The following is a 17,690-nucleotide window of genomic DNA, read 5'->3' on the forward strand; positions in this document are numbered from 1 at the left end:
GAAGCAAAATCAACAGCATTTAACAATTTGAGGGGTATACTAAAGTGGCGCTGGATAATTTTACAATAAGTTTCAGTGGAATGATAGTAAATGATGACATATATAGAACGGGAGACGATGACATGACGACCTTATATTTCGTAAGACATGCACACTCTACATATACAGCCGATGAGTGGACGAGACCTTTATCTGAAAGAGGGGCTGGTGACGTGCCTCACATCACAAACATATTAAGCAAAGAAGCGATCGAACTCGTCGTTTCGAGCCCATATAAACGAGCCATTCAAACGGTACAAGGGATTGCTGACCAGCTTGGAACAGAAGTGCTACTCATGGACGATTTGCGGGAACGGACGTTGACGACAGAACCGGCGGAAGATTTCACGTTGGCGATGACGAAAGTGTGGGAAGATCCGACATTTACGTGGGAAGGCGGCGAATCGAACGTTGTCGCTCAACAGCGTGGAGTCCGTGCGATCTTGTCACTACTCGACCAATACGAAGGAAAGCGAATCGCAATCGGTACGCATGGGAATATCATGGTGCTGATCCTAAATTATTTTGATGAACAGTATGGCTATACGTTCTGGAAAGAACTCGATATGCCGGACGTATATAAAGTGACGTTCGACAAACAAGAACTATTGAGCGTCGAAAAGCTTTGGGACCGTCAAGGAGTGGTTTGAAGTCGGTTTATGATGACATGGAAAAAGGATGGGGCCGGTCTCGGTCCCATCCTTCAAAGTCTACTCTCTATTCAAATACAGATGGCGGATAAACAAGCCGAGCGCGACCGTCATGATGACGGCCGGAATCAGGCCGACGAGCAACAAGGAACCCATGCGTTCAGTCCTTTCTGAGCGCATCGAGGCGCTGTGTCATGTCTTGGAACGATTGTCCGTCCGAGAGCACGCTCAGTTCGCCGGCGACGAGGTCGTTCACTTCACGGTCCCAGTCCTGGCTGAGCGTCGTCTCGAGCGCGATAAGGTGCGTCGCCGTCCGTTCGACTTGATGACTTCCGACGCGCGCGAGCTGTTCACGCACTGCCGTCTTCAACAGGGCGCTCAAGTCGTCGCGCAACTTCGTCCGGCCGTCGCCTTCGAAGAACTGGTTCGCGTTCTTATAGTGCTTTAAGACGGGACGGAACGGGGCTGCCTCGAACGTGACCGGGTCGACGGCGTCGCGGAGCCAATCGATGTCGATGTCATCTTCGAACGACAACGTCGGCAGGAGCGGACGCAGTTTGAGCGTCTCGCGCTCGATCAAGCGTTCCGTCTCTCGTTTCAAGAAGCGCTCGAGTCGATATTGGAACACTTGCAACTCTTGATGGATGTCATACGCATACTTGTCGAGCGTCCGGGTGAGGGCGCGCTCGAGGCTCGCTTTCGACCCATCGACCTCGACCGGGTGGAACGTCTCTTTGACGAAGTCCGACAGCCGGAGGAGCGAGCGAGTCTCGAGGTGAGCGAGCAGCTCGTCCGTCTCGCGCTTGAACGGGTCTTCGAGCGTCGTGACGTTGAGACGATTGTCAGACGTGCGTACTTGTTCGAGCTTGTCACGGCGGGCCGCCTTGACGCTCGCATCCGCTTCGGCCTCGCGTACAACGTCCTCGAACGCGGCGACGAGGGCTTCTGTCTCGTCTTTGATGCGGACCGCGTTCGCCTGACGCAAATCGTGGTCGACGAATTGCTCAAGCTTGGCCGAGAATCGTTCGAATCCTGCGTCCGTGCCTTGGATGGCGTTCCGGCTCGAAATCGGTAGCACCGTCGGATGACGGACACCGAGCTTCGTCAACTGGTTCGACACATAATCAGTGACGGCAAGCCGTTCCGTCTCATCGGCCGCCAAATCTGATGCGTTGACGAGGAAGAACATGTGATGGTCACCTGTCCCTTGGACCCGTCCGAGCTGGATGACGAGTTCACGGTCGGCCTCGGTGAAAGCGTGATTGTAGTACGTCACAAATAAAACAGCATCGGCGTCACGCATATAGCCGAACTGCACCTCGCTATGACGGTTGAACTGCGAGTCGGCACCCGGCGTGTCGACGAAGATGATGCCGCGCTCGGCCCAAGGGGAGTCGATGGCGAGCTCGATCTCTTTGACGATACAGCTCTTCTCTTCCTCCGTGACGAACGAGCAGAACGTGTCATAGTCGACCGTCTCCTGGCTACCGAGATAGGACAGGGGAGCGTTCTTGACGGCGTTTACGAACGGGTGGTCGAGATGGAGTGCGTCGAGTGACGCCCCGTAACCGTTCAGCTCGGCCTCGAGTTCGGCACGTGTCTTGAACGTGATCAACGCGCTCTTGTTGGCACGGCCGTTCGGCGGCACGATTTTCGTGATCGACGCCGTCAGTGGGTTCGGTGACGTCGGAAGCACCGTCTCACCGAGCAACGCGTTCAACGTCGACGACTTACCGGACGAGAACGCCCCGAAGATGGCAAGCGTGTACGTCTCGGATTCGGCCCGGGCCAATTTATGACGGAGCGATTTGACGCGTGACTTAAATAACGGATGGCTCTCTAGTATTTCACATACCGCATACTCATATGAAAATTCAAATGACAAAGCGGTAATATCATCCACCAAAAGCGAGGTCGAAGCAACTTCTTGTTGTTGATGTTCGACTTGTTTCTGCGGCAATTGGTCGGCCGTGACGTAGTGGCGGGTCTCAAGGTCCTTCAAACGCGAAGCAGAGAGGTCACGTGTCGTGTAATTGGTGAGCTCGTCTCGCTGTTCCGCCAGCTGACGTTTTAGCGCCAGCGTGTCGAGCATGTCATACAACTCATCTTGCTCGGTCTCGATGGCATGGATTCGGTCTTTGCCTTCGGCCTCAAGATACGTTTCGACGGACGTGACCCACGGTTCGGACACTTTCGTTACCCAAGAGGCGAGAGCCGACTCGATGTCGCGGCTGTATTGAAGCACCGTGTCACCACTGAGCGATGCGCCGGACTTCACTTGGTCACTGATGAGCGTGCTCGGTGCAGTCGGTAACGTATCCGGACGGGACAAAATCGCCTCGGGCAGTTTCAAATCGCGGACGATATCTTCAGCGTACTTGATCAAGTGGGGGCGAAGGTTCGTATCAATCAATCGGTTGAACTCCTTGACGGCGATATCTTCACGACGTAGCCGTTCCTGGCGTGTTTTGTCTTTTGAGAAGAACAGGCCGACCTTGAACTCCGGCGCACAACTCTCGAGATAGTCCCGCAACAGTTCACGGAACTCATAATTCATGATCGGCGCGCTCGCGACGATTGGTGTCTGGTGTTTGAAGAACTCGCGGCGGAACGCGGTGAGCCATATCGCTTTCTTATCGAGGCGTTGCAGGCGGGCTTGAATCTCCGTCGGCTGCTTCTCGATGACCGGCAACTCGTTCAGGAGCGCGTCGTTCGCACGAGTGGACCGGGCGAGCAACGTGTCAACGAGCAAGTCGGCGCGTGCTTCCGCATGTTCCAGCGCGGCGTCGATGACGGTTTGGACGTACGTCCGGAGGCGTTCGACCTCATTTTCCGGGTGATCGAGCTCACGGAGCGAGATGTAAAACATATCGTCCGGATTAATCGCATGGCGGGTGAAGGCGGTCTCGAGCGAACGCTTGAACGTACTGAATGGAAGCTCTCCTTCATCGTGCTTATCGATTTGGTTGATGATGATCGAGTAGGGACGTCCTTCGGCGCTAAACTGTTTCATCAGTTTGATGTTTTGTTCGGACTGGACGTGATTGTAGTCCATCATGAAGAACAGATGGTCGGCGAGAAAGAGCGAGCGTTCCGTCGCTTGACGGTGCCGTTCATCGGTCGAGTCGATCCCAGGCGTGTCCATAAGGACGACGTCGCTTCCGAACGGGAAGCGGGGCAGGGCGTACTCGACTTCTTTAATCTCTTCGATTTTGCAGTAGTCGCTCAAATGGTCGAGCTCATCCGGCGCGAGGCGAATCCAATCTGTGTCGTTGACGGCGACGGATGCCCCGATTTCCCCCTGTCGAAGCGTCACGATATTCGCACTCGTCGGAATCGGGCTCGTCGGTAACACACCGTCCCCGAGCCAATTGTTGAGAAGCGTCGACTTACCGGCCGAGAAATGACCACAGACAGCGATCCAAATCTCATTTTGTGTCACTTTTCGGAGTGCGGTCTTGGCGAGACGAGCCGACTCGGTCTCAGCTTGCATGTCAAATACGTCGGTCAATTGCGCGAGGCGCATGCGTTGTTCGTTCATAAATCCCCATCCCCTACTTATGATTCCGTCGTGATGCCGACGCGGTGTCTACGATATGAGTTGTTTTCCCAGGCTTGAATGACGAGCTCCGCCACATCGTCACGCGAGATCGGTCCCGAGTTCTGCGTCCCGAGCACGTCAGCTGTGATGACAATGTTCCCGACGGACGCATCTTCAATCAATTGGGTCGGACAGACGATTGTATAATCGAGCGGCGATGCATCGAGCAGTTCATATGCCCGGGCGTGATCCTCGGCCGCGGTCGTCATCGAACGTTTCGACTCGCGGGTCTCGAAGCGATAGTGATCGGAGTCGTGTGCCTGCAAGATGCCAGCCGTCCCGACTGTCAGGATGCGCGTGATCCCGGCTGCTTGCATCGTTGAGATGATGAGCGGTGTGAAGCGGGACAAGACGTCCTGCTTATCCGTACCGAGCGCCGACATGACGACGTCGGCCGATTTCACCGTTTCTGCGATGGCATCCGCATCGGTCGCGTCCCCGATGATGACCATGAGACGATCCCTCGGTTCGACCTCGCGGCGTGACAACAGTCGGACGTCGTGGCCGTCTTCTAATAAACGTTCAAGCAACCGCATCCCCGTGCGGCCGCTCCCTCCAAATAAAGCAATGGTTGACAAGTAAACCCCTCCCAATCAAGATTAAAGAAAATATCCAACGCCATCATACCACGGAAGCGCTATCGAAACAGGAGACAACGGCTTGAAGTTGTGAGGTTTCAGGGCAGGGTAAGTGGGATACAAAAAGTTAAGACGTGTATAAGGGAGGAAGACACTTCGTTGTCGACACCGCATGAGATTTGGAGCTAGAACCATCAAGACCGGGATATCCGTCGCCTTGGTATTGCTCATCGCCGAGGCATTTCAATTTCAACAGATTGTCGTACCGGCGCTCGCGGCCTCGCTCGCGTTATTGCCGTCCGTTTATCAGACGGGTGTCCGGCTATTAGAAGAACTAAAAGGGAACTTGATCGGGGCTTTGCTCGCCGTCTTCTCATTAATGTTGACGCCGAACCCGACACCGATCGCCATCGGAGTCGTCATCATCATCGCCATCTCGATCCTTCTCTTCTTGAACCTCGAGTCGACGACCCGGACCGTCATCTTGACGACGATTCTGATTATGGAAGGGGCCAGCCAATCGGACATGCCCGTCTGGATGTTCGCCGGGGAGCGTTACTTGCTCATCATGATGGGGATCACGGTGGCGCTTCTCGTCAATGCGCTCTTGTTCCCGCCGCGCTATGAGCGGAAGCTCGAGGACGAGATTACGACCGTGTTCCAAATGGCCGTCCGTATCGCGCGACTGTTCTCGGAGACGGAAGGAGGTCGCTCGTCGTTCGAGTCACTCGATGAGACGAAAAAGAAACATCGAGGCTCAAAGACGACGTACGACTTCTTTGAAGAAGAGATTAAAGCCAACCGCTGGCTCGAGAAGAAGACGCCTATTTATCGCCGGGCCGTCTTGAAGTCGAAGATGATCGATACGAACAGTGCCGCCATCCACGTGCTCGACAAGCTGCATGACGATTTTCTGACGCTCGAACATCTACCGCCCCAGCTCGAGGACGAACTGATGCGTCATATGCGGCACTTGCTCAGACGGCATGAGCGTCTATTTTCAGCGTATGAACTCGAGAACGAGCATATCATCGACCGGGAAGAGGATTTGATTCACGAGAACTTCGACTTCGCGAAGTTGATGATTGAGAAGATGCGGGATGAAGAGGAAGACCTCATCCTTACCGTCGTCCCGCTCGTCGCGACGATGACAGACTGGGTCAAGGCAATGAACGAACTCGAACGTTACCTCATCACTGAGATGAAGAAGCACGGGGACAACTTGAAAGTGGAGCCACGTAAGAAATGGTTCTTTGAAGACTAACAAATCGCCAAGTCGCAGAAGCGGCTTGGCTTTTTTTATGGAGCGAAAAGGAATACCGGAAGTTGTCGCTGAATGTATGAGAGGCGTGCAGTAATGAGGGAGGGATCAGCATAATGAATAAGAAAGTAAGTATAGGCCTTGTTTTTCTTTTATCAGTGATTTGGATGGTTGCCTCATTGACCCTTCCGCCCAAGCTTATTGCGAGTTCAAGTGACGGGAAGTTTGATGCGGTTTATACGGTTTCTCATTCCTTAAAAGAGACGTGGGCGGGTCAGGTGGAGTGGTAGGAGTCAGACGGTGTCATCGTCAATCTATCTTTTTATGAGAACGACATCCAAATGACTGGGGATACTATGATCAATCCAATTGAGATGGATCAAAGCAACTCGTATGAATTCGCATTTTTAGGTGCTGAACCAAATCCGACCAGTGTCTACACGCTACGAATCTCTGTAGAAGAAGAAGGGAAGACTCATGAGGAAATTCTGACGTTCAAACCAAGAAAACGTCTCTTTGTACTACCCGCACTTGACTGAACTCATATATCATTCTGGAGGTTTTGATGAAAACGTACCTACAACACACCAAGAAGTTTTGGAACATCCGCGTCGGTTCCGACGAGTTCGCCGTCCATTACGGAAAACTCGGGACGATTGGTAAAGTTCAAATTAAGTATTTCGAATCCGGGGATATCTGCCGCAAAGAAGCGGACAAGCGGATTCGTCAGAAACTCCGGAAAGGGTACGTCGAGACCGATACCGATTGGGACGACTTGATTTATGTCGACGACCCGGAAGTCGGACCGAACCGACTCACGACACACACTCGGTTCAATGCTCACTTCCAAGATGACTATTATTTGGACTGCACGGATGAATATAGTCCATTCGGGAGCGATGAAGGTGCCGACGTGCTCGTGATGTTCGAGGACGCAATCCGAAAAGACCGGAACATCGACTTCCTCGTCGGTGCGTACGACATCGTTTCAGGCTGGATGGAGCGGGATGTATCGAGCCCTGACGACTGGGCGACATATGAATACGGCTTCGACTGTGACGTCGCCGTCATGTCGAGTGCGTTCACGTCAATTAAACTGACCGGTCATCTAGACGCTGCGCTACAAGAGCAAGGTGTCGCCGCACTCGACCGCCTCATCCAGCAAGTCAAATCAGAAGACAGACCGCGGTTTGAATCGATGAGCTTGCAGTTGAACAGTTTCCCAACCTCAATTTGAAACTTTTTAGCGGACGCGCCGTATACTAGAGGTAGAACGGACACATGCTCCGAATCGTTAGGGGGAAACACCAATGTCAGACATAGAAACAACACCGACATCATTCAGCGGCACATTGCCAATCGAGGCACGTACCGTCTTCCGACTGTCGAGCGCCATCTTTTATCTCATTGGGCTCGTCATCACAGGGGGCCTCGTCGCCGCAGCGCTTTATTTTGACTGGCCGACATGGCTGCAATATACGATGTACGCCTTACTCGCCATCGACCTCATCTATAGTGTGATTGATATTGTCGTCTTCCAAAAATGGAAGCAAGAGCGGTTCACGTATGATGTGAAACCACTCGAGATTCGCTTGCATCATGGGGTCATCACGACAAACGACGTGTTAATCCCGATGACGAAAGTACAATACGTCCACGCCCAACAAGGCCCGCTGCTACGAAAGTACGGCTTGCAGACGATCACGATTGGAACGGCGGCCGGGTCGCACGACATTTATGCAATCGAGGAGTCGTTCGCGAAGACGCTTCGTGAACAGATCGCCGTCTACGCCCGCATCGAGGAGGAGGATGTCGTATGACGGAAGCCGCCCTCACGTGGCATCGACTGCCGAGTCGCGTCCTCATGCTTCGAGTGTTAGAGGTCATCAAGTCGTTCGCCATCCCGCTCGTGCTCTTGTTCGTACTAAACAACGACTGGGAGTCGACGTTCGGCATCATCCTGCGCGTCGGGATTCTGCTCTTCCTTGGACTCGATGTCCTGCAGAAGTTCTTTGGCTGGCTCAACTTCCGGTATGCGCTCGATGAGAAGACGGTATACATCATCGACGGTAATTGGATCAAGAAAGAGAAGTCGCTCCCGCTCTATAAGATTCAGAGTGTCCACTCGAACAGCCCGTTCTTGTACAGGTTGCTCGGGGTCGTCGAATTGACGTTCGATACGAACGCGAACAGCGACGACGCTTCGTTCAAACTGGCCGGCGTCTTCCCGAACGAGGCGAAGCGGCTCGAGGACATTCTCGACCACGTCCGTCATCGGAAAACAGAAACTGCCTCACCGATAGAAGGAGAGGCTGAAGCAACGTCAGAACCGCTATCAATCGAAAAGCCGGCAAGTCGGTTGTTATATGCACTATCGACACGAGAGATCATTATCGCCTCGTTGACGTCACTATCGGTATTCGCGATTTTCCCTGTCGCTTCGACAATCATCTCGTCGATTGATGACTTCATCAATCTCGACGGGACGTTTGACACGGTCGGCGATTGGGTCGTCCACGCGTCAATTATCGCCATCGGTATGCTCGTTTTATCGGTCTTGCTCCTGTCGATTGTCATCGGCATGGTCATCAATTTCTTGAAATATGGGAACTTCCGTCTCGAACGGCGCGGCGATCGAGTCCGCGTCGAGAAAGGTCTTTTAAATCGTTCGGCAAAAGAAATCCCATATGAAAAAATCCAAGCAATCCGAATCAAAGAGACGTTCATTCGGCGCTGGTTCAATATCGTCGGTGTCGAACTCGTCGCGGCCGGAACGATGGACGAGGTGAAAGATGAGTCCTCGACCATCCTCCCGTTCGTGAAACGAGAACGGGCGATGAATGTGTTGAACGAGCACTTCGACCAGTTCGTCTGGTCTGATGCGCTTCATCGTCTGCCGAAGCGCTCGCTTTGGATCAAACTGTTGCGCATCAACTGGGTCGGTCTCATCATTTCGGGCGTCGTCCTTTACTTCTTTCGAGATTACGCCTGGTGGCTCATCCTCCTGTGGGCCATCATCATCGGCGGCAAACTGTTGAGCTATATGACGACGCGCTACGCCCAGAATGGTCGGTTCATCGAACTACGGACCGGCGCCTTCACCGTCACATCGTTTTTGACTGACAAACCGCGGATTGAGCAGATTCAAGTGACGCAGACGCCGCTTCAACGCCGTTTCGATGTGTGTAACGTCTTGTTTTTGACTCGCGGTGTTCTAGCGTATGAGTTGATTGAAGATATCCCGAAACAAGAGGCGGACGCCATGCTGAACTGGTTCTCCCGCTATACGGTACAGGAAGATATGAAAACACCGGGCTAACGGATAGCCCGGTCATGTGATCGACGAGCCACTCGCGTGTTGCGAGTGGCTCGTCTTTTTTAATCGGCTTGAGGGCTCGCTCCGACATAAGCTTGAAGTTGATCCTGCTTGGTGTGAATGCAAAAATCATGGCGCGTGTAGGTCACACGGGCCATGATTTTTCATGAACAGCATTGGAAGAGACTTTTGGGAGAATGATTGTGAACGTCGTTTTTCTTGGTTGACTCGTCACGTGAATCTCGCCCTCGTGTAAATCGATGATGGACTTGGCGATGGCGAGACCGAGACCTGATCCGCCAGTGTAATGTGCGCGTGACTTTTCCACTCTAAAAAATCGTTCAAACACGTATGGGATGTCACGTGATGGGATGGCCTCCTCGCCGTAATTCGTCATGTTGATAAGAACCACTTCATCCGTATCTTCAATGAACGTATCGATATACGTTCCGTCACGACCGTAACGAATCGCATTCTCGAGTATATTTTCAAACACACGGACGAGCTTCAACGCATCACCTTCAACGATGGGTCGTTTGGCTGAAGAGCTGAATCGAGCTTCCATTTCAACTTCCGAGAGACGTAACGTCGACTGCATGATGAGCTGATTGAGCAATTCATCGAGACGGATCTCACTTGTTTGCAGCGCGATTCGGTCGTTTTGTAGAAATGTATAGTCAAAGATATCGTTAATCAATCCTTTCAGATGGATCGCATTCGCATGAATGACTTGGATGTAATGACGCAATTCCACCTCGTCCCGGTAACGGTCGCTGTGAATCAAGTCAAGATAACCCGTGATTGACGTGAGCGGGGAGCGTAAGTCGTGCGCGACGTTCGTCACGAGCTCGTGCTTCAAACGATCAGCTTGAACCAATTCCTGCTCCGCTTTTGCCGCACTGTCCGAGATGGCGCGAACGGTCGCCATCAACCGCTCTAGCTCTGGCGGGACCGATGGTTCAACCAAATCACGATTGGCATGGAGTTCTTCGACAAGTGAAGTCATCCGCTCAATGTGAACCTGTAAATACCGTTTACGCTCATATTGATAGATCAACACGAGACAAACGATGACCATCAGACTGTAAAACATGACGATGACACCTTCCCGGAAATACGACAATACGATGATCAGACTCTCCACAAATCGTGAAGACTCCTCAAAGTACCAGACGGCAGGCAGTAACAGAACACCGCTCAGGGTGGCGACTCCAAACGCAATCACCACATACAGCAGACGTTTCCACATCGGGATGAACGTTATGACGCGCCATATATTATGTCTCAATTTTATATCCCACTCCCCACACCGTATGAATGATGACCTCATGTGGCACAACGGCATGTAATTTCTCGCGGATGTTACTGATATGAACCATCACCGTCTGGTTCGACCCGACGCCATGCTCTTGCCAGACAGCCTCAAATATTTCTTCAGAGCTATACACCCGGCCTTTATGTTTCGCCAGTAAATACAAAATCTCAAATTCACGTGCAGTCAATCGAATCGTCTGCTCTTGCATCATGACGGTGTGGCTGGCTCGATCGATGAGGAAAGGGCCAGCTTGTACACTTGAGGACTCGCTTGGTCGGTTATAGTTTGAACGGCGCAGCAATGCTTTAATACGTGCCATCAACTCGAGCGGATTGAACGGTTTGATGATGTAGTCATCGACTCCCGTCGTCAATCCCAATATCTTATCCATATCACCCACTTTGGCACTGACCATTAAGATCGGAATTTGGCTCGTCTGGCGCACCCGCTTACAAAATTCAAGCCCATCCATCCGAGGCATCATCCAATCTAAAATGATTAAGTCAAACGATTCTTGGTTGAACAAGTCAAGCGCCATTTCCCCGTCGGTTGCCATCGTCGTGTGATACCCGTCATTTTTTACATACACATCAATCAGTTCTGCGATTTGGACATCATCATCCACTAACAAGATTTTTGTCATGCTTGAAACTCCCTCGCGAATTAAAGTTGGAAATTCTGATACAAACGTCGGAACGGGGCGTATTGGACGACGAAGCGAACGAGTAAGAACCCTAAGAGCGCCCCGAACGCATTTGCCAATAAATCATTCACATCCGTGCTTCGTCCACTGCCTAGTGTCGTGCGCACCAATAATTGAATCAGTTCAAGGATCAGACTAAACTGAAATCCTAATTTAAGTACTTCTTTTTTCGTGATCGACGGTTTCAAAAATGGAAGATAACAGCCGAACGGGAGGAACATCACGACATTCAGCACAAATGAATACACATCGATGGTCAAAATCGGAATAAAATTAATCGTTCTCCACCACGGAACTTGATTCGCATACTTTCCTAAATTGACGTCAATCGGGAAAAACACGAAGTGAAGGACGCCTAATAAGTATATCCCGAATGATAGAAGCAAAATAGTTTGTGCGGCTCTTACATGTTTCTTGCGAAACGACCAGACGAGTAACGTGATGAGTCCGAGGATGGCGAGTGGGATGAGAACGACCCCTGATTCGATTGTGAACATAACTGAATAATTCTGATTATACATGGGAATAAACCTCCTAAGAATTTGAACTGTCTTCAGTGTAGATGGCAGATTTAAAGAATTCTTAAAGGAGTCATAAATGAAATCTAAAAAAGGCAAAGCGCTTTGCTCTGCCTCGAACTGTTGAACAATCAATCAAGAAGCTTGCTCTCGGATCGATGTTTGGCGCCCAGATATCATTCGTCACGTCAACTTCACCGTTTTCGCGTTTCTGTTGCTGAAAAATGGGAACAAGTATGGTATGATGCAAGTAGAAAGAGACCGGTGCTGGACACACCGGCCTCTGGCTTACAGGCTACCACTTTAAGAGTGGTCCCAGCCGCCACAATGGTTAGTGAATCAGAAAGTGACCCATCTCATTGCGCCGAGGGGGTCATTTTTTTGTGCGTTCAGACTTTGCACGATCGGATGTTTGGTGTAAAACCAAGTGAACGATGATCGGAGCGAGGATCGGGACGATCACATAATCGCCGACCCAGGTCCATAGTTGTTCCATCCGCACCACCGCCTTCCTCCATTGTGGACTTGGCGGCTGACCCCACTATTGCTGCGTTAACCTGCCTCTTCATTATAGCAGATTCTTGTCAGAAAAGATGCTAAAAACAGGAACGTTTGTTCTTGTTTTATAAAATGAACCTTTCGTCCGAATGGGTCTCATGACTAGGTCCAAAGATGGATTTGAACCAATAATAGCTTGTATGTCAGAGGTCAGACAGGATATAATCAATCTCGTGTGTATAACCACATGGGTGGGTGAGGGTGCCAATAAAGGATTGATTCCTATGGCAAAACAAACAGAATGGAAAACAGAAACATACGGGGGCGTGCTGAACTTTCTGGCGACAGCATACATCCCGGCCGTTCACGCGGCAATCTTGACACAAGCCGGACTCCCGTTCGAGGGAGCGCTCGTCGGAGCGATTTTGACAAGCATCATCGGAACGTTCATCGCAGGGCTGTTCAACTTGCCGCTGCTCCTGTTACCAGGGATGGGCATCAACGCGCTGTTCACGTACACGCTCGTCCTGCAGATGGGGCTGAGCTGGCAAGGCGCGCTCGCTGTCTCGTTCGTCTCAGGGGCGCTCGTCGTCCTGTTGACGGTGACAAAAGTGGCGAGGAAACTGGCGAACGCGTTCCCACCGATCATTCATGACGGATTAACGGTCGGACTCGGCCTGTTCCTTATCTTGATCGGACTCGAGGCGGCGGGGATCGTCTCGGGCGGTGGCGGGGCACTGCTTCACATCGGAGACCTCGGGGAACGGCCGGTACAGGTCGCGTTCCTGTCGCTCTTCGTCGCCATCCTTCTCTTCTTGAAGATGGGGCCGAGCAGTTTCTTATGGACGATCGCGTTCGGGGTCGGCTTGAGTGCCGTCATGGGCACGCTCGACTGGACCGGTGAGTTCGCGCTCATGCCGTTCTTCGAGTCGTTCGGCACCGTGTTCGGCAACGTCTCGTTCGCCGAGTCGGCGTCTCCGATCTTCCTTGTCGCCGTCGGCGTCTTGACGCTCGTCTTGCTGATTGAGAACATCAGCCTGATTCAGAATCAGACGCGCGCCATCGGCAAGGATGCGGACGCACCGAAAGGGCTCGTCGCCCAAGGGTTGTCGACGATGGCCGGTGCCATGTTCGGCTCGAGCCCGACCGTCTCGACGGTCGAAGTCGCGGCCGGCATCTCGGTCGGCGCTAGGGGCGGCATCGCCTCGTTCGTCACATCAGGCCTGTACGTCGTCTCGCTCTTGTTGTTGCCGCTGTTCGCGATCATTCCGGTGACGGCAATTGCGCCGGTGTTGATCATCATCGGCATGATGATGTTCCAGAACGTGAAGCATCTCCCGCTCGACAATTGGGAGCATGCCTTCCCGGCGATTCTAGTCATCATCATGATCCCGTTCACGTATTCCATCGTCGATGGCATCGGGCTCGGATTCGTCGCCTACACGATGATCGTCTTGTTCAAGAAGGGCTATCGGTCGCTCAGTCCGGTCGTCGGTGTCTTGACCGTATTGTTCTTAGTTTTCTTTTCTTTACCAGTCTGGCTTTAAATTTCTTGAAGAGGAGCATCGGCCCAAAAGGACCGACGCTCCTCTTCTTTCGTTTGCCTGCTTTTAAGCGGTGTTTCCTTAAGTTTTTATTCTTTACTAATCGTTCTAGAAAGGATATAGTGGGGTTGCAGTTACATGGGAGTTCGAAATCAGTCCAACAAAGATGGGGTGATCGAAGGAGGATTGAAATGGCAAGGAGTAAAGAGTTTGACGAGACAATTGTGTTAAAGAAAGCGATGGAGCTGTTCTGGGCACAAGGGTATGAGAAAACTTCGATGCAAGAACTAGTCGACCACATGGGAATACATCGCAGAAGCATTTACGACACGTTCGGTGACAAACGTTCACTGTTCTTAGCCTCGCTTGCTGAGTATGAGAAAGTGATCACGAATGAAATGGAGACCCTCATCCACCGAAACGAGTCAGTCAAATCAGCGATCGGGGAGGTTTTTCAATTCATCCTGCGTTCATCCGAGAAGTACCCAAAAGGTTGCCTCTCTGTCAATGCAGCTGTCGAATTGTCACTTCTTGATCAAGAAGTCGACCAGATGGCGACGAATATGTTCCATCGATCCGAAAAGATGTTTCAGGATTTGATTGAACAAGGCAAAGTCAATGGCGAGTTCTCAAGAGACATCGATTCAGAACAGATGGCGCGTTTCCTCCACAATAACTTGATCGGTCTGCGTGTCCTGATCAAGACGAACTACACTCAAAAAGAATTAGAGAGCATCATCAGGTTGGCACTTAGCGTGTTGGACTGAGTTTCTCTTTTTTTACTCATTTTAGAACGTACATTCTAATAAAAACCAAACACATTCAAAGGAGAATCCATCATGAAAGCAGCTCAAATCAGCAAATACTCGAAAACAATTGAGGCACAAGTCAACGAGGTACCCGTTCCGGACATCCAGGACAATGAAATATTGATTCAAGTAAAGGCCGCGGCAATCAACCCACTTGAGATGTTAATCATGACCGGTAGCGTCAAACTCATTCAAGATTATGCATTCTCACTGACAATCGGGAACGAGTTAGCAGGTGTCGTCGAACAGGTAGGGAAACTTGTGACCGGTTATTCCGTCGGGGATGACGTCTATACCCGTCTGCCGATTGAAAAAATTGGGGCAATCGCAGAATATGTAGCCGTCGATATATCGGCCATCGCCAGGATGCCAAAGAACTTAACTTACGAAGAGGCAGCCGCAGTCGCTTTGACCGGACTCACGGCCTATCAAGGTCTACACGAAGAACTGAACGTCAAGTCGGGGCAATCAGTGTTCATTCCGGGAGGATCAGGTAGTTTCGGTCAAATGGCTGTTCCGCTCGCGAAGTCATTAGGACTGACCGTGATCGTCAGTGGAAATGCGGAGTCACGTGACCGGACGCTGAAGCTCGGTGCCGATCGATATTTGGATTATACGACGGAACACTATGAGGACGTCTTGAAAAACGTGGACTATGTCATCGATACGTTAGGCCCGACCGAATTCAAGAAAGAACTGAGCATCCTCAAACGAGGCGGACGACTGTTGTCATTGCGGACAGGACCGAATAAACGTTTCGCCCAAGATCGACAGTTCCCGTTTTGGAAACAAACGCTATTTTCGATGGCGGGTGCGAAATATGACCGGATGGCCAAAAAACATGACGTCGAATACCGGTTCATTTTCGTCCGTGCGAACGGGACACAGCTAAAAGAAATCACGAGCATCGTGGAAGCGAACGAAGTGGTTCCTGCCCTGCATCCGAAACGATTTACGATTGATGAAGTGAATGAAGCACTACAGGTAGTTGCGACGGGTCGGCCGAAAGGCAAGGTCATCATCACGTTCTGAAGAATGTGAGACCACCGCTTATAGCAAAAATAGAGGGAGAGACTGCCATGCAAAGAACAGTTCTCATCACTGGTGTGTCGGGCGGCATCGGCAAGGAATTGGCCGATCGCTTTGCCCGGGTCGGCCATGAGATGGTGCTCGTGTCACGAAATGAAGAGAAGATGAACATGCTCGCCGAACAGTATCGAACGACATATGGTGTCGGGGTCACGGTCATCGCCAAAGATATCGGGACGCCAGGAGTCCCGGAAGCGATTTTCAAGGAACTGCAAGAGAAGCAGATTCACGTGGATTACTTGGTGAACAATGCCGGTTTTGGACTATACGGGAAGTTCTTAGAGACCGACATCAACCAGGAAGCGAATATGATTGACGTCAACATCAAGGCGTTGACGGCGATGACCAAATTATTCTTACCCGGTATGGTTGAACGAAATCGGGGCGGGGTCATGAATGTGTCTTCGATGGTCGGCTTTTTCCCTGGCCCGTTGATGTCGGTGTATCATGCGACGAAGTCATACGTATTGTCATTTACAGAAGCGCTCGCGAATGAAGTGAGCAACACGAACGTGACCGTGACCGCCTTATGTCCAGGATTGACGTCGACTGGTTTCGTCGACCGCTCCGGGATGCAGGCATCGAACCTGGTGCGGAGCGGCACAATCATGGAAGCAGGACGGGTGGCGGATATCGGGTATCGCGGGTTCATGAACGGAAAAACCTTGATCATCCCAGGGAGACGGAATCGTCTCGTTGCCTTCCTGCCCCGATTGCTGTCGCGTCAGCGAGTCACTCAGATGATGCGAACGATGCAGGACGGATCGACATAAATGAACATGATGTCAATCGCTTGATCATAATACGCTCAAACGTCGTGCGGTACCTTACATGAGGTACCGCTTTTTTGTGTTTTAGAAAGGAGTCTGAAGACTTTAACGGAATGTATGAATTAAGAATAAGTACATATCAGAGGAGAATCGCATTGACTGCACATGATCCATGTCAAAAATTTTTGAGGTTTGCCGAGAGTATTCCAGAAGAAAGCACCCTCTGCATCTTCCACACGCATGTGGCCGACCAGATGACGATCGATATGAAGAAGCAATTGCTGAGCGTGGTCGAACAGATTGGACAGACGAGAGACGTGTTCCATCTCTATAACAATATCCAAGACAAAGACCTGCATCTAGACGAATATGTGAACGGTGTTAAACGAGAACAGACAATTGTTGAGACGGAGGGGCACGGTAGATGGTTCAAATGGTTGCTGAAACATGAGGCGTTATTGCCATGAATACGATCATCGAACGATTCGTTTCCATTCAAGAAGTCATGACTGCTCTCCATTCACAAGTCTCCGACTATAATTGGTTAGTGACGGACCTCGACGCCGTTCTCTCAAATGATGCGTTACAGTATTTTGAAGAGGTTCAAGAAGTCGAGGAGGGGACGGCTTACTGGATAAAAGGTGAACGTCTACTCGAACTGGTCCATCACACAAACTTATACGTCATTTGGGGAGTGTTCACGGCGTTTGAACGCCATGAGTCGATCACGTTAAACGAACTGACCGTCTATCCGTTCGCAGACGGTAATAGCGACCTGTGGATCGAGTCACCTCGTATTCAGTATCCGAGTGCGGTGTGTGAGTTGATCTTTTGGGACTCAACGTTTGTCTTGTTGCTGAGCCAAGTAAAAGACGTCAGTAGCCGCTTCCGAAAAACTTTCCCTGATTGGCGCAGCTTGGAAGAGTATAATCGAACGGAAGGGTTATATGAATCGGAATAGATGTGTTCGAACATGAGTCGCTCTACTTACTTTATAGA

At 51.2% G+C, this 17,690-nt stretch carries 17 protein-coding genes; 12 read left to right on the forward strand and 5 right to left on the reverse strand.

Going from position 1 to position 17,690, the window contains the following annotated elements; translation table 11 throughout:
- Positions 1 to 122: 122 nt before the first annotated feature.
- On the forward strand, positions 123 to 689 hold the full coding sequence (locus M467_RS27485; RefSeq protein ID WP_031200236.1) for a histidine phosphatase family protein: 567 nt from the start codon (positions 123 to 125) through the stop codon (positions 687 to 689).
- A 9-nt stretch (positions 690 to 698) separates the two neighbouring features.
- Positions 699 to 863, forward strand: a complete 165-nt coding sequence (locus tag M467_RS31750; protein ID WP_158406027.1) for a hypothetical protein — start codon at positions 699 to 701, stop codon at positions 861 to 863.
- Here the strand turns inward: M467_RS31750 and M467_RS27490 are convergent.
- Both M467_RS27490 and M467_RS27495 read right to left on the reverse strand, forming a co-directional pair.
- Positions 850 to 4,230 carry a dynamin family protein gene (locus M467_RS27490; RefSeq protein WP_021067419.1) on the reverse strand — a complete coding sequence of 1,127 codons (3,381 nt, stop codon included), beginning with the start codon at positions 4,228 to 4,230 and terminating at the stop codon, positions 850 to 852. The genes M467_RS31750 and M467_RS27490 overlap by 14 nt on opposite strands.
- Positions 4,231 to 4,247: 17 nt before the next feature.
- Positions 4,248 to 4,868: an NAD(P)-dependent oxidoreductase gene (locus tag M467_RS27495; protein WP_031200237.1), complete on the reverse strand. Its 621-nt coding sequence runs from the start codon at positions 4,866 to 4,868 to the stop codon at positions 4,248 to 4,250.
- A 172-nt stretch (positions 4,869 to 5,040) separates the two neighbouring features.
- On the opposite strand from M467_RS27495, the gene M467_RS27500 reads away from it, so the two are divergent.
- The 4 genes from M467_RS27500 (at position 5,041) to M467_RS27515 (ending at position 9,448) form a co-directional block, all read left to right on the forward strand.
- Entirely contained in the window at positions 5,041 to 6,132 is a 1,092-nt protein-coding gene (locus M467_RS27500) for an FUSC family protein (RefSeq protein WP_031200238.1), read from the forward strand.
- A gap of 562 nt (positions 6,133 to 6,694) precedes the next feature.
- The gene (locus tag M467_RS31505; RefSeq protein WP_021067424.1) at positions 6,695 to 7,366 is read left to right on the forward strand and encodes a WGR domain-containing protein; all 672 of its coding nucleotides are present in this window, start codon (positions 6,695 to 6,697) and stop codon (positions 7,364 to 7,366) included.
- A 73-nt stretch (positions 7,367 to 7,439) separates the two neighbouring features.
- Positions 7,440 to 7,949, forward strand: a complete 510-nt coding sequence (locus M467_RS27510) for a PH domain-containing protein (protein WP_021067425.1) — start codon at positions 7,440 to 7,442, stop codon at positions 7,947 to 7,949.
- Complete coding sequence (locus M467_RS27515) at positions 7,946 to 9,448, forward strand: PH domain-containing protein (protein WP_021067426.1); 1,503 nt, start codon at positions 7,946 to 7,948, stop codon at positions 9,446 to 9,448. The genes M467_RS27510 and M467_RS27515 overlap by 4 nt, the downstream gene beginning before the upstream one ends.
- A gap of 142 nt (positions 9,449 to 9,590) precedes the next feature.
- Here the strand turns inward: M467_RS27515 and M467_RS27520 are convergent, their stop codons facing one another.
- Genes M467_RS27520 through M467_RS27530 form a run of 3 tightly spaced genes read right to left on the reverse strand, consistent with a single transcriptional unit; the run spans position 9,591 to position 11,984 of the window.
- Positions 9,591 to 10,733 (reverse strand): sensor histidine kinase, encoded by a 1,143-nt coding sequence (locus tag M467_RS27520; protein WP_031200240.1) that lies wholly within the window; start codon positions 10,731 to 10,733, stop codon positions 9,591 to 9,593.
- Positions 10,723 to 11,403 (reverse strand): response regulator transcription factor, encoded by a 681-nt coding sequence (locus tag M467_RS27525; RefSeq protein ID WP_021067428.1) that lies wholly within the window; start codon positions 11,401 to 11,403, stop codon positions 10,723 to 10,725. Before M467_RS27525 ends, M467_RS27520 begins: the two co-directional genes overlap by 11 nt.
- A gap of 20 nt (positions 11,404 to 11,423) precedes the next feature.
- Positions 11,424 to 11,984 carry a VanZ family protein gene (locus M467_RS27530; protein ID WP_021067429.1) on the reverse strand — a complete coding sequence of 187 codons (561 nt, stop codon included), beginning with the start codon at positions 11,982 to 11,984 and terminating at the stop codon, positions 11,424 to 11,426.
- A 779-nt stretch (positions 11,985 to 12,763) separates the two neighbouring features.
- On the opposite strand from M467_RS27530, the gene M467_RS27535 reads away from it, so the two are divergent.
- From M467_RS27535 to M467_RS27560, 6 genes are all read left to right on the forward strand, one after another.
- Positions 12,764 to 14,026 (forward strand): NCS2 family permease, encoded by a 1,263-nt coding sequence (locus M467_RS27535; protein WP_021067431.1) that lies wholly within the window; start codon positions 12,764 to 12,766, stop codon positions 14,024 to 14,026.
- Positions 14,027 to 14,214: 188 nt separating this feature from the next.
- Positions 14,215 to 14,790, forward strand: a complete 576-nt coding sequence (locus M467_RS27540; RefSeq protein WP_021067432.1) for a TetR/AcrR family transcriptional regulator — start codon at positions 14,215 to 14,217, stop codon at positions 14,788 to 14,790.
- 72 nt (positions 14,791 to 14,862) lie between these two features.
- On the forward strand, positions 14,863 to 15,864 hold the full coding sequence (locus tag M467_RS27545; protein WP_021067433.1) for an NADP-dependent oxidoreductase: 1,002 nt from the start codon (positions 14,863 to 14,865) through the stop codon (positions 15,862 to 15,864).
- Between the two features lie 47 nt (positions 15,865 to 15,911).
- Positions 15,912 to 16,694: an SDR family NAD(P)-dependent oxidoreductase gene (locus tag M467_RS27550; RefSeq protein ID WP_021067434.1), complete on the forward strand. Its 783-nt coding sequence runs from the start codon at positions 15,912 to 15,914 to the stop codon at positions 16,692 to 16,694.
- 110 nt (positions 16,695 to 16,804) lie between these two features.
- Positions 16,805 to 17,158 carry a DUF2332 family protein gene (locus M467_RS27555; protein WP_081637954.1) on the forward strand — a complete coding sequence of 118 codons (354 nt, stop codon included), beginning with the start codon at positions 16,805 to 16,807 and terminating at the stop codon, positions 17,156 to 17,158.
- Positions 17,155 to 17,652, forward strand: coding sequence for a hypothetical protein (locus M467_RS27560; protein ID WP_021067436.1), 498 nt, complete (start codon positions 17,155 to 17,157; stop codon positions 17,650 to 17,652). Before M467_RS27555 ends, M467_RS27560 begins: the two co-directional genes overlap by 4 nt.
- Positions 17,653 to 17,690: the final 38 nt, after the last annotated feature.

The sequence above is a fragment of the Exiguobacterium chiriqhucha RW-2 genome (assembly GCF_000416965.1).
Classification (GTDB): domain Bacteria; phylum Bacillota; class Bacilli; order Exiguobacteriales; family Exiguobacteriaceae; genus Exiguobacterium; species Exiguobacterium chiriqhucha.